Source organism: Myxococcus sp. CA039A (genome assembly GCF_013336645.1).
Lineage (GTDB): Bacteria > Myxococcota > Myxococcia > Myxococcales > Myxococcaceae > Myxococcus > Myxococcus llanfairpwllgwyngyllgogerychwyrndrobwllllantysiliogogogochensis.
Genome location: NZ_JABUMQ010000325.1, coordinates 1 through 12,876 on the forward strand (window position 1 = coordinate 1; position 12,876 = coordinate 12,876).

Genomic DNA, 12,876 nt, shown 5'->3' on the forward strand with positions numbered 1-12,876 from the left:
GCGCGGTGGTGGGGCGGGGCCGTGCCCTGCCCGCGCTGCCCGCCGGTTTCACGCTCTACGAAGTCGACGACACGCTGATGGCGTTGGGGGCCCTGGGCCGCCACCACCGTCAGCGCTTCCGCATTCCCATCTGCGCGGTGGGCGGCTCCAACGGGAAGACGACCACCAAGGAGATGGTGGGCGCCATCCTCGCCACGCGGGGCCCGGCGCTGAAGACGGAAGGCAACTTCAACAACGAGGTGGGCGTCCCCCTGACGCTGTTCCGGCTGGAGCCCCAGCACGTGGCGGCGGTCATCGAGGTGGGGATGAACCGGCCCGGCGAAATCCAGCGGCTCACCCGCGTGGTGCGGCCGGACGCGGGCGTCATCACCGTCGTCCAGCCCGAGCACCTGGAGGGGCTGGGCAGCCTTCAGGGCGTGGCGGACGCGGAAGGGGAGATGTTCCAGGAGATGGGGCACGGGACGACGATTGTCGTCAACGCCGATGACCCGCTCATCCCCGCGCAAGCCGAGCGCAGTGAAGCGAACCGGCTGACCTTCGGCCGCGCGGAAGACGCGGATGTGAGGCTGGTGTCGGTGGAGACGAAGGGCCGCGACGGCATGGTGGCCACGGTGCGCCACCTGGGCCGCGAGTGGCCGGTGCGGCTGGGCTTCATCGGTCCGCACAACGCGCAGAACGCGACGGCGGCCTTCGCGGTGGCGCTGGCGCTGGGCTACACGGCGGAGGAGTGCGTGAAGGGGCTGGAGGCGGCGAAGCCGTACGCGCGGCGCCTCAACGTGGTGGACGGGTTGGGGGGCGTGACGGTGATTGACGACTGCTACAACGCCAACCCCGCCTCCATGGACGCGGCGCTGGAGACGCTGGGCACGCTGGTGACGCCCGGGGGCCGCGCGGTGGCGGTGCTGGGCGACATGCTGGAATTGGGCCCGGGCGAGCTGGAAGAGCACGCGCGGCTGGGCGGGCAGGTCGCGAGCAAGGCGGCGCTGGTGGCCTTCTTCGGCCCGCGCTCCGCGGAAGGGTTCAAGCACGCGGGGCTGGGTGGGTCCGCGGCGCATTTCACGGAGGTGGAGCCCCTGGTGGCGTGGTTGACGCCGAGGCTGCGCCCCCACGACGTGGTGCTGGTGAAGGCGAGCCGCGGAATGCGGCTGGAGCGGGTGGTGGCCGCATTGACGGGCACGACCGCGTCCTCCGGAGGAAACCACTAGTGCTGTATCTGCTCTACGAGCTCATCCAGAACACGGAAGCGGGGCGGGTTCTCAACTTCCTGCGCTACCCCACCTTCCGCATCATCGCCGCCGGGGTCTTCGCGCTCGTGCTGGGCATGTTGATTGGGCCGCGCCTCATCGCGAGGCTGCGCCTGAAGCAGCACGGACAGAGCAACGTCCGCGAGGACACGCCGGACTCGCATCAGAAGAAGAAGGGCACGCCCACCATGGGTGGCGCGCTCATCCTCATCTGCATCGCCGCGGGCACGCTGCTGTTCGCGGACCTGAAGAGCCGCGCCGTCTGGGTGGTGCTGCTCCTGACGTTCGGCTACGGCTTCATCGGCTTCCTGGACGACTGGCTCAAGCTGTCCAAGCGCAACTCCAAGGGCCTGGCGGGGCGCAAGAAGATGGTGCTGCAGACCGTCTTCTTCCTCATCGCCGTCTTCGGCCTGCTGACGACGTGGACGCAGCCGGACGGCTCGTTCGGCCCCACGCTGCTCATCAACACGCGGCTGACGCTGCCCTTCATTCCGTCCCACTGGTTCAACCTGGACCTGGGCTGGTTCTACGTCGTCTTCGCCTGGATTGTCATCGTGGGCACGTCCAACGCGGTGAACCTCACCGACGGCCTGGATGGGCTCGCGATTGTCCCCACCATCGTCTCCGCGATTACCTTCGCGGTGCTCTGCTACGTGGCGGGCACCACGCTGAGCATCGCGGACTCGGTGACGGTGGGCGGCACGACGAAGCTGGTGGCCACGCCGCTGTGGCAATACCTGGGCATCCTCCAGGTGCCGGGCGGGGCGGAGCTGGCCGTGTTCTGCGCGGCCATCGTCGGCGCGGGCATCTCCTTTCTCTGGTTCAACACGTATCCGGCCTCCGTGTTCATGGGGGACATCGGCTCGCTGGCGCTGGGTGGCGCCCTGGGCGGGCTGGCGGTGCTGTCCAAGAACGAGGTCGTCTCCGCCATCATCCACGGCATCTTCTTCGCGGAGGCGCTGAGCGTGATGATTCAGGTGGCCTCCTTCAAGATGACCGGCAAGCGCGTGTTCAAGATGGCGCCGGTGCACCACCACTTCGAGCTCAAGGGCCTGGCCGAGCCGAAGATCATCGTCCGTTTCTGGATCGTCTCCATCCTCTGTGGTGGCGTGGCGCTCCTGTCGCTCAAGCTGCGCTGATTCTCCCGAGGGGTGGAACATCCATGACGTTCGCGCTGTCCGGGCAGAAGGTGCTGGTGTACGGGCTGGCGAAGAGCGGCGTGGCGGCGCTGCGCTTGTTGTGCCAGCGGGGCGCGCGCGTGACGGCGCTGGACGCCCGGAGCGAGGACGCGCTGGGTGACGTGGCTCGCGAGGTGAAGTCGCTGGGCGCCACGCTCGTCACCGACCCCGCGACGCCGGGCCTCTTGGAGTCGCAGTCGCTGGTGGTGGTGAGCCCGGGCGTGCCGCTGGCGCTGCCGGAGCTGCGCGCCGCCGCCGCCGCGGGCGTTCCCATCTGGGGCGAGGTGGAGCTGGCGTGGCGCTTCCTGGAGTCGGTGCCGCTGTTCGGCATCACCGGCACCAACGGGAAGAGCACCACCACGGCGCTCACCGGAGAGCTGTTCGTCCAGGGAAAGAAGCGCACGTTCGTCGGTGGCAACCTGGGCCGCCCCTTCAGCGAGGCCGCGCTGTCCCCTGGAGACTGGGACGCGCTGGTGGTGGAGCTGTCCAGCTTCCAGCTCGAGGGCATCCAGACGCTGCGCCCGCGCGGCGCCGCCATCCTCAACCTCACGGCGGACCACATCGACCGGTACGCGGACCATGGGGCGTACGGCGAGGCCAAGGCCCGCATCTTCCACCACCAGCGAGAGGGCGACTTCGCGGTGGTGAACGCGGACGACGCGGACGTGCTCGCGCTGGCGTGCCAGGCGCGGGTACCCGTGTACGGCTTCAGCGTCACGGGCAAGCCGGTGGCGGACGCACCGACGCTGGCGGGGCTCGCGGTGGCGGAGGCGGGCGGCTTCCGGCTGGATTTCCAGGGGGAGAAGTACCGGCTCTCCAACCGCGCGCTCAGAGGCGCCCACAACGCGCAGAACGCGATGGCGGCCACGCTGCTGGCGCGGCTGGGCGGCGTCCCGGCCGAGGCGGTGCAGGCGGGACTGGACAGCTACCCGGGCCTGCCGCACCGGCTGGAGAGCGTACGGGTGTTGGACGGGGTGGAGTGGGTGAACGATTCGAAGGCCACGAACGTGGACTCCGTGCTGGTGGCGCTGCGCGCGTTCCAGGGCGGGCTGTGGCTGATTGCCGGTGGCAAGGGCAAGGGCGCGCCGTACGCGCCCATGGTGGAAGAGGGGCGGGGCAAGGTGAAGGGCGTGCTGACCATCGGCGCGGACTCGGACCTGCTCGCCCGGGCGTACGAGGGGCAGGCGGCGGTGCATGCGTGCGGCACGCTGGCGGCGGCGGTAGCGAAGGCGCGTGAGCTGTCGAAGTCAGGTGACACGGTGCTGCTGTCGCCCGCGTGTGCGTCGTACGATCAGTTCAAGAACTTCGAGGACCGGGGCGACAGTTTCAAGCGCCTGGTCGGAGCGCTGTGACGGCATGAAGACCTCTCCTCCGTCGAATGCTCCCGTGCGGTTCGACCCCATCCTCCTGTGCGCCGTGCTGGGCCTGGTGACGATGGGACTGGTGATGGTGTACTCGGCGAGCGCGGTGCTGGCGCAGGACAAGCTCGGCGACAGCCTCTACTTCTTCAAGCGGCAGGTCACCGCGGCGGCCCTGGGCCTGGTGGTGATGGCCGTGGCGATGAAGCTGGGCTGGCGCAAGCTGGCGCGCTGGGCGTATCCGCTGCTGCTGGCGGCCATTGTCCTGCTGGTGCTGGTGGCCATTCCCGGCATTGGCTCCACGGCGGGCGGCGCGCGGCGCTGGATTCGGCTGCCGGGCTTCAGCCTCCAGCCGGCCGAGGTCGCCAAGTTCGCCTGGGTCGTCTACCTGTCCTACTCGCTGGCGAAGAAGCGCGAGAAGGTGGCGACGTTCTCCGTGGGCTTCCTCCCGCACCTGGCGCTCTGCGGCATCCTGGTGATGCTTTGCATGCTCCAGCCCGACTTTGGCAGCAGTGTGCTGCTGGTGTTCATGTTGTTCGTGCTGCTGTTCGCCGCTGGCGCGAAGCTGAGCTACCTGGTCGGCTCCGTGTTGCTCGCGCTGCCGCTGGCGTACGTGGCGATTGCCTCCAGCCCGTATCGCATGAAGCGCATCCTGGCCTTCCTGGACCCGTGGGCGCACCGGCATGACGTGGGCTACCAGGTCGCCGAGTCGCTCATGTCCATCGGCTCCGGCGGCGTGGTGGGCCTGGGCCTGGGCGACGGCCGGCAGAAGCTCTTCTTCCTGCCGGAAGCGCACACCGACTTCATCTTCTCCATCCTCGGCGAGGAGACGGGGTTGATTGGCGTGGGCGTGCTCGTCTCGCTCTACGCCATCGTCCTGTGGCGCGGCGTGCGCGCGAGCCTCGCGGCCGGAGAGACCTTCGGCACGTACCTGGGGTTGGGCTTCACCTCCATCATCGCGTTCCAGGCCACGGTGAACATGTGCGTGGCCATGGGGTTGTTGCCGACCAAGGGCCTGACGCTGCCGTTCGTGTCGTACGGAGGCACGTCGCTGGTGGTGCTGATGGGCGCGGCGGGGGTGCTGCTGTCGCTGAGCGCCAGCGCGCAGGGAGCGCCTCGGAGCGCGCGGGCGGGTTCGGACTTGAGGGAGGTGGCGGCGTGAAGGTGCTCATCGCGGGGGGCGGCACCGGGGGCCATCTCTTCCCGGGCATTGCCCTGGCGGAAGAGGTGGTGACGCGTCACCACGCCAACGAGGTCGTCTTCGTGGGGACGGAGCGGGGCCTGGAGGCGCGCGTGGTTCCGCGCGAGGGTTATCCGCTGGAGCTGGTGAAGGTGCAGGGCCTGAAGGGCAAGGGCTTCTTCTCCCTGCTCAAGGCGCTCTTCGCGCTGCCCCTGGCCTTCATCGAGTCGTTCCGCATCCTCGCCCGGCAGAAGCCGGACGTGGTGGTGGGCGTGGGCGGCTACGCGAGCGGGCCCGTCGTCCTGGCCGCGTGGTTGATGGGCATCCCCACCGCCATCCAGGAGCAGAACGCGCTGCCGGGCCTCACCAACAAGCTGTTGGGCAAGGTGGTGCGGGTGGTCTTCATCGCCTTCGATGAAGCGCGGCGCTTCTTCCCGGAGAAGAAGGTGCAGCTCATCGGCAACCCCATCCGCCGCAAGCTGATGGACAACTACCTGCGCAGCCACGTGGCGCACGAGAACTTCTCGGTGCTCGTCTTCGGCGGCAGCCTGGGCGCGCGGGGCATCAACCAGCGGATGTTGGAGGCGCTCGACTCGCTGGGCGACTTGAAGGAAGGCCTGCGCTTCGTGCACCAGACGGGGAAGAACGACCTGGAGATGGTGCGCAAGGGCTACACGGACAAGGGCTTCCACGCGGACGTGGTGGAGTTCATCGACGACATGTCGAGCGCGTACGCGATGGCGGACCTGGTCATCTGTCGCGCGGGCGCCACCACGCTGGCGGAGCTGACCGTGTGCAAGAAGGCGAGCATCCTGATTCCCTTCCCGCACGCGACGGATGACCACCAGACGGTGAATGCGCGGGCGCTGGTGGACGCGGGCGCGGCGCTGATGTTCCAGGAGTCGGAGCTGACGGGCGCGAAGCTGGCGGAGACGCTGCGGACGTTGAAGTCGCAGCCCGAGCGGCTCAAGGGCATGGAGAAGAAGGCGGCCCTGTTGGGCCGTCCCGAGGCGGCGAAGGAGCTGGCCGACGTGTGTGTGGACCTGATGGTGCAGACCTGGGGCCCCACCGGCCGCGAGCGTCCCACCCCCGAGGCGAAGACGGCACCCAGGAGCAAGTCGTGACGAAGAACAAGCCCCCCAGCCTCTTCAAGACGCGGCACGCCGCGCAGGTGCACTTCGTGGGCATCGGCGGCATCGGCATGAGCGGCATCGCCGAGGTGCTCATCAACCTGGGCTACCGGGTGTCCGGCTCCGACCTGAAGGAGAGCGACATCACCCGGCGCCTGACGCGCATGGGCGCCACCATCTTCGAGGGGCACAAGGCGCAGAACCTCGTGCAGGCGGACGTGGTGGTGATTTCGTCCGCGGTGCGCAAGGACAACCCGGAGGTCGTCACCGCGCGCCAGCGGAAGATTCCCGTCATCCCCCGCGCGGAGATGCTCGCGGAGTTGATGCGGCTGAAGTACGCCGTCGCCGTCGCGGGCAGCCACGGCAAGACGACGACGACGTCCATGGTGGCCACCGTGCTGAGCGCGGCGGGCCTGGACCCGACGGCGGTGGTGGGCGGCAAGGTGAACGTGCTCGACTCCAACGCCAAGCTGGGCAAGAGCGAGCTGATGGTGGTGGAGGCGGACGAAAGCGACGGCAGCTTCCTCAAGCTGCACCCGTCCATCTCCATCGTCACCAACATCGACCCGGAGCACATGGACCACTACGGCTCGCTGGAGGTGCTCCAGACGGCCTTCGTGGAGTTCTGCAACCGGGTGCCCTTCTACGGCCTCAACGTGTTGTGCCTGGACAACCCCAACGTCCAGGCGCTCCTGCCGCGCATCGAGAAGCGCTTCGTCACCTACGGCAGCTCGCACATGGCGGACTACCGCCTGGAGAGCATTGCCCTGGACGGCTTCACCACCACGTTCCATGCGTTCCGCCGCGAGGAGGACCTGGGTGAGTTCCGCGTGCGCATGGTGGGCGCGCACAACGCCTTCAACGCGCTGGCCGTCATCGCCGTGGCGGAGGAGATGGACATCCCCCTGGAGACGGTGCGCACCGCGCTGGCCGAGTTCGGCGGCGTGCAGCGACGCTTCACCGTGAAGGGCGAGGCGAAGGGCATCACCGTGGTGGATGACTACGGTCACCACCCGACGGAGGTGCTGGCCACGCTGGCGGGCGCTCGGCGCGCCTTCGGTCGCCGCGTGGTGGTGGCCTTCCAGCCGCACCGCTACACGCGCACGCATGACTTGATGAAGGAGTTCACCACGGCGTTCAACGACGCGGACGTGCTCTTCGTCACCAACGTCTACGCGGCCGGCGAGGAGCCGATTCCGGGCGCCACCGGTGACGCCCTGGCGGACGCCATCCGCGCGCACGGCCACCGCGACGTGACGTTCGTTCCCAAGCGCGCGGACCTGCCGGCGGCGCTGCTGCCCCGGCTGCGCGAGGGAGACCTCGTGTTGACGCTTGGCGCGGGCGATATCACCCACGTGGGGCCGGACCTGCTCGGCCTGCTCGGCAACGCGGCTCCGACGAAGGGCTAGCCGACATGGTGGAAGCGGGCGTGAAGACGGCGCTGGCGGCTCGCGTGGAGCGACTGCCGGATTGCGAAGTGAAGGCCGGCGAGCCGCTGGCTCCGCTCATCAGCGTCCGGGTGGGCGGCGCGGCGGAGGCGCTGGTGCGTCCGCGCTCGCCCGATGCGCTCGTCGCCGTGCTGAAGCTCGCGCGGGACGAGGGCGCGCCCGTGGCCATCCTCGGGGGTGGTGCCAACACGCTGGTGGGTGACGGCGGCGTGCCCGGTGTCACGGTGAAGCTGCCGGGAGACCTGTTCCCCGAGCTCATCGAGGTGGGGCCGGAGGACGGGCTCATCACCCTGGGCGCGGGCGCGGCCATCGTGAAGCTCGTCAACGTGATGCGCGGCCAGGGGCTGGTGGGCGCGGAGTTCCTCGCGGGCATCCCCGGGACGCTCGGCGGCGCGGTGTCGATGAACGCGGGCACCAAGAATGGCGAGGCGTTTCGCGTCATCGAGGCGGTGGAGGTCGCCACGCCTGACGGGGTGGGGTGGCTGACGAAGGCGCAGGTGCCGCATGCGTACCGGCACTCAGAGCTTCCGCCCGGGGGCGTGGTGACGCGGGTGCGCTTCCGGCTGCCCAAGGGCGATGTCGCCGCCTCCAAGGTCGCCATGGACGCGGACCTGGGCTACCGCAAGCGGACGCAGCCGTTGAGCCAGCCCAACTTTGGCAGCGTCTTCACCAATCCCCCCGGAGACCATGCCGGGCGGTTGATTGAGCTCGTGGGCCTCAAGGGGCACACGCTGGGGCGGGCACAGATTTCGACGCTGCACGCCAACTGGATTGTCAACCTGGGCGGGGCGACCGCCCGGGACGTGCTGGGGCTCATCACGCTGATGCGGACGCGTGTACAGGAGCACTCCGGTGTCGATATGAAACCCGAAGTCAAACGCGTGGGAGAGTTCCTGCCATGACAGCGAATCGCGGCGCCTTCTCGAAGGACGAACTCAAGAACAAGCGCGTGGGCGTGCTGTACGGCGGCCTGTCGTCCGAGCGCGAGGTGTCCTTGCGCACCGGCGCCGCCGTGGCCGGCGCGCTGCGCTCCCTGGGCTACGACGTGGTGGACATCGACGTGGGCAAGGACCTTCCCGCGCGCCTCATCGCGGAGAAGGTGGACGTGGCGTGGCTGGCGGTGCACGGCCGCTACGGCGAGGACGGCAGCCTCCAGGGCCTGCTGGAGTCCATGTTCATCCCGTACACCGGCAGCGGCGTGCTCGCGTCGGCGATGGCCATGGACAAGGTCTACGCCAAGCTCGTCTTCATCGCCCAGGGCATCCCCACGCCCGCATACCGCGCCTTCGCCGACGAGGCGTCCGCGCTGGCGGCGGGGGACTCGCTGGGGTTCGACTTCCCGGTGGTGGTGAAGCCCAGCCGCGAGGGCAGCAGCGTGGGGGTGCACATCTGCAAGGCGCGCGCGGACTACGACGCCGCCGTGAAGGACGCCGCGAAGTATGCGGGCACCCTCCTGGTGGAGCAGTTCGTCAAGGGACGTGAAGTGCAGGGTGGAGTGTTGGACGATGAGGCCCTGGGCGTCATCGAGGTCCGCGCCGCCCGCGAGTTCTACGACTACGATGCCAAGTACAAGGCGGGCACGGGAACGCAGTACCTCTTCCCCGCACCCCTGCCTCCGGATCAGTATGCACGGGTCAACGAGGTGTGCCTGGGCGCGCACCGGGCCCTGGGCTGTGCGGGGGCTTCGCGCTCGGACGTCATCGTCACCGACGGAGGCGATGTGTTCCTGCTGGAAACAAACACGCTGCCAGGCATGACGGCCACCAGCCTCCTGCCCAAGATTGCCGCAGGACGTGGTATCGACTTCCCAGCCCTGTGCGAGCGCCTGTTGCAAGGCGCATGTCTCAAGGCCTGAGACGGCCTTCCCCCTCGTCAAATCCCCCCTCGAAGTCCTGGCCTCTCGTGGGGCCGGGGCGCTACAGCGACGTCGCTGTAGCCAAAAACTGGCGTGGAGATCCATCCGCGCGCAGCATGGGTCCCAGCGTTCCCACCATGGCCTTCGGTCGAAGCAAAAACCGCCGCCGTCAAGACACTGCCCAGCGAAATGAGGCCGTGAAGAGCGTGGTGCGCTCGCAGGGGCCGGGCGTGGTGAAGGTGGTGGCGCTGACGCTGGTGACGGGGCTGCTGGTGTGGGGTGGGGTGGAGCTGCGCCGGTGGGCGCTGGTGTCGCCCCGGTTCGAACTGGCGGCGGTGTCCTTCACCGGCCTGCAGCGCGCGTCGCGCGTGGAGCTGCTGCGCCTGGCGGCTTTGACGAAGGGTCAGAACCTCTGGGCGTTGGATGTAGGGGGGCTGGAGCGGGCCATGCTTCAGCACCCGTGGGTGAAGAAGGTGGACGTGACGCGGCGCTTCCCGAACCGTGTCTCCGTGGAGGTGTCCGAGCACGTCCCGGAGGCGTTGGCGGTGATGGGGGAGCTGTACGTGCTGGACGAAGAGGGCGAGCCCTTCAAGCGGGTGACGCCGGGGGACGGGCTGGATTTGCCGCTCGTCACCGGGGTGGACCGCGAGGGCTACGTGACGGACCCCGCCGTGGCGCGCCAGCGGTTCCAGGCGGCGCTCGAGGTGGCGCGGGCGTACGCGAAGGAATCGCCGGGCAAGCCGGAGCGGCTGTCCGAGGTGCGGATGGAGGGGCGGGAGGTGACGCTGGTGGCCGCTTCCGGGCAGGAAGTGCGCCTAGGCGAAGGGAATTCCGAGGTCAAGCTGCAGCGGTTGGGCCGTGTCCGGCGCGAACTGGGCGCCAGGGGGCTTGCAGCGGAGATCATTCACCTGGATAACCGGGCCCGGCCCGGTTGGGTGGCGGTGAAGCTTTCGAGCCCCGTGTCCGAGAGGAACGGGAGCGCGAGGCAGTAAGAGGACGCCCCTTTCACGAGAGTGGGGGGCCTGGGAGGGTTGTCATGGCGAAGCAGAAGTCGGGGGAGATTATTGTCGGCCTCGACATCGGCACGACGAAGATTTGCGCCATCGTCGGGGAGCTGACCGACAGCGGTATCGACATCATCGGTATCGGGACGCATCCGTCGAAGGGGTTGCGCAAGGGCGTGGTGGTCAACATCGAGGCGACCGTCTCCTCCATCCGCCGCGCGATTGAAGAGGCGGAGCTGATGGCGGGCGCGGAGATTTCCCACGTCTACACGGGCATCGCCGGTGGCCACATCAAGGGTTTCAATTCCCAGGGCATCGTGGCGGTCAAGGACAAGGAGGTCCGCGAGGCGGACATCGCGCGCGTCATCGACGCGGCGAAGGCGGTGGCCATCCCCCTGGACCGGGAAGTCATCCACGTCCTGCCCCAGGAGTTCATCATCGATGACCAGGGCGGCATCAAGGAGCCCCTGGGCATGGCGGGCGTGCGCCTGGAGGCCAAGGTGCACATCGTCACGGGCGCCGTCTCCAGCGCGCAGAACATCGTCAAGTGCGCGAACCGGACGGGCCTGAATGTCTCCGACATCGTCCTGCAGCCGCTGGCGAGCGCCGAGGCGGTGCTGGGCGAGGACGAGAAGGAGCTGGGCGTGTGCCTCGTCGACATCGGCGGCGGCACCACGGACATCGCCATCTTCTCTGGCGGCTCCATCGTCCACACGGCGGTGATTGCGCTGGGCGGCAACAACCTCACCAGCGACATCGCCATCGGCCTGCGCACGCCGGCTCACGAGGCCGAGCGCATCAAGCAGAAGTACGGCTGCGCGCTGGCGTCGCTCATCAACAAGGACGACACGCTGGAGGTGCCGAGCGTGGGCGGCCGCCAGCCCCGCGTCCTCGGGCGGCAGATTCTGTGCGAAATCCTGGAGCCGCGCGTGGAGGAGATCTTCCAGCTCGTGCACCGTGAGATTCAGAAGTGCGGCTACGAGGACCTGCTGGCCTCGGGCGTGGTGATTACCGGTGGCTCCACGCTGCTGGCGGGCATGCCGGAGCTGGCCGAGGAAGTGCTCGGGCTGCCGGTGCGTCGGGGCATGCCGCGCGGCATCGGCGGGTTGGTGGACGTGGTGAAGAGCCCCATGTACGCGACGGGCGTGGGCCTCGTCGTGTACGGCGCCAAGCACCTGGACCGGCGCATGTTCCGCATCCGCGAAGAGAACGTGTACAAGAAGGTGAAGGGCCGCATGCGCGAGTGGCTCGAGGAAATCTTCTAGCGCCTCGGGACGCATCCGCATCCTGGCGCCACGCGAAGGGGCTCTCCGGAAGGAGGGCCCCTTTTGCTTTTTCGACGGGGCGCGTCACAAACCGGCTCGGACGCCACGGTCTGTGCTGACGCGTCAACGAGGACCCGAGGCCCTGGGTTGACGAGTCAATGCGGGCCCGCAAGGCCCCAGTGGGGTGGGTCATCCGGTCCGGTTTCCAGAATCCGGATCCGTGATTCGGATCCGCTGCTTCGTCTCAGAGGGGACGGGAGGGAGAACCCCCCTGGGCCGGGGTAGGACCAGAAGTGGACGGAGGGTGGCTCCTGGATTGCTATGTGCCGTCGATGCCGCCCGGGCCCCACTTCACTCCGCGCGGCCCAGGCCTATGAAACCGAACCCACAAACTCCTACTTCGCTGGTCGAGTCGCGGCGCGTACGTGCTCGCTTGCCCGCCGTCGGCCTGCTGGCGCTCCTGTGTGCCGCGCTGGTGGCCCCTTCTGCCTACGCGTCCGCTGACACCGTCCACCTGGGCGATGGCTCGGATGGAGCGCTCACCGTCAACGCGGCTGGCACCATCGTCAACACCTATACGCGGGTGACGGCGGCGGTTCCCGCCGGCCAGAACTTCGTCACGGTGGCCTCGTCGACGGGCTTCGCGATGAACGACCTGGTGCTGGTGTTCCAGGCAGCGGGCCTCACGGCCCCGACGTCGGGCAGCCAGACGCCCATCGACCTGAACGCTCCCGCCAACGTGGCGGTGGGCCGGTGGCAGTTCGGGCGCGTGCAGGCGCTGACGGCGACGCGCCTCACCTTCACCGCGCCGCTCACGGTGGCCTTCGCGGCCAACACCGGGACGCAGGCCATCCGCGTTCCCGAGTACTCCACGGTGACCGTCAACGCGGCGGGAAGCCTCGTCGCCAGGCCGTGGGATGGCACGACGGGTGGCGTGCTCATCTTCCTGGCCACGGGCGCGGTGAACAACGCGGGCTCCATCTCCGCGACCAACGCGGGCTTCCGCGGCGGCATCTTCTGGAATGGTGCCGGAGATGGCTGCACCGGCATCAACCAGGCCTATCCGGGCGGCGCGCCGAAGGGCGAGGGCGTGGCGCTGGGGAGCTACGACAACACGGACCCCTTCGCGGCGGGAACGACGGGCTACGGCAACATCGCGAACGGCGCGGGCGGCGGTATCTGCCACAACTCGGGTGGCGGCGGTGGTGGCAGCG

10 protein-coding genes and 1 pseudogene are annotated in these 12,876 nt (G+C 68.9%); all 11 read left to right on the forward strand.

Going from position 1 to position 12,876, the window contains the following annotated elements:
* Positions 1-1,205 (forward strand): UDP-N-acetylmuramoyl-tripeptide--D-alanyl-D-alanine ligase (gene murF / locus HR086_RS37930; protein WP_174468073.1); only part of this gene is annotated, 1,205 nt, incomplete at its 5' end.
* Entirely contained in the window at positions 1,205-2,383 is a 1,179-nt protein-coding gene (gene mraY, locus HR086_RS37935; RefSeq protein WP_141648328.1) for a phospho-N-acetylmuramoyl-pentapeptide-transferase, read from the forward strand. The genes murF and mraY, both read left to right, overlap by 1 nt.
* A 23-nt stretch (positions 2,384-2,406) precedes the next feature.
* A complete protein-coding gene (murD, locus tag HR086_RS37940; protein WP_174461486.1) occupies positions 2,407-3,774 on the forward strand; it encodes a UDP-N-acetylmuramoyl-L-alanine--D-glutamate ligase in 1,368 nt (455 codons plus the stop codon).
* Positions 3,775-3,778: 4 nt separating this feature from the next.
* On the forward strand, positions 3,779-4,942 hold the full coding sequence (ftsW, locus tag HR086_RS37945) for a putative lipid II flippase FtsW (protein ID WP_141648326.1): 1,164 nt from the start codon (positions 3,779-3,781) through the stop codon (positions 4,940-4,942).
* Positions 4,939-6,084: an undecaprenyldiphospho-muramoylpentapeptide beta-N-acetylglucosaminyltransferase gene (gene murG / locus HR086_RS37950; RefSeq protein WP_141648325.1), complete on the forward strand. Its 1,146-nt coding sequence runs from the start codon at positions 4,939-4,941 to the stop codon at positions 6,082-6,084. The genes ftsW and murG overlap by 4 nt, the downstream gene beginning before the upstream one ends.
* Positions 6,081-7,499, forward strand: coding sequence for a UDP-N-acetylmuramate--L-alanine ligase (murC, locus tag HR086_RS37955; protein ID WP_174468074.1), 1,419 nt, complete (start codon positions 6,081-6,083; stop codon positions 7,497-7,499). The genes murG and murC overlap by 4 nt, the downstream gene beginning before the upstream one ends.
* A 5-nt stretch (positions 7,500-7,504) precedes the next feature.
* Positions 7,505-8,440, forward strand: coding sequence for a UDP-N-acetylmuramate dehydrogenase (gene murB / locus HR086_RS37960; RefSeq protein WP_174453139.1), 936 nt, complete (start codon positions 7,505-7,507; stop codon positions 8,438-8,440).
* Positions 8,437-9,393, forward strand: a complete 957-nt coding sequence (locus HR086_RS37965; RefSeq protein WP_141648322.1) for a D-alanine--D-alanine ligase — start codon at positions 8,437-8,439, stop codon at positions 9,391-9,393. The genes murB and HR086_RS37965 overlap by 4 nt, the downstream gene beginning before the upstream one ends.
* A gap of 137 nt (positions 9,394-9,530) precedes the next feature.
* On the forward strand, positions 9,531-10,385 hold the full coding sequence (locus HR086_RS37970; RefSeq protein WP_174453140.1) for a cell division protein FtsQ/DivIB: 855 nt from the start codon (positions 9,531-9,533) through the stop codon (positions 10,383-10,385).
* 44 nt (positions 10,386-10,429) lie between these two features.
* Positions 10,430-11,662: a cell division protein FtsA gene (gene ftsA, locus HR086_RS37975; RefSeq protein ID WP_141648320.1), complete on the forward strand. Its 1,233-nt coding sequence runs from the start codon at positions 10,430-10,432 to the stop codon at positions 11,660-11,662.
* 433 nt (positions 11,663-12,095) lie between these two features.
* Positions 12,096-12,876: pseudogene (locus tag HR086_RS37980) on the forward strand (cell envelope biogenesis protein OmpA); the annotation flags it as partial.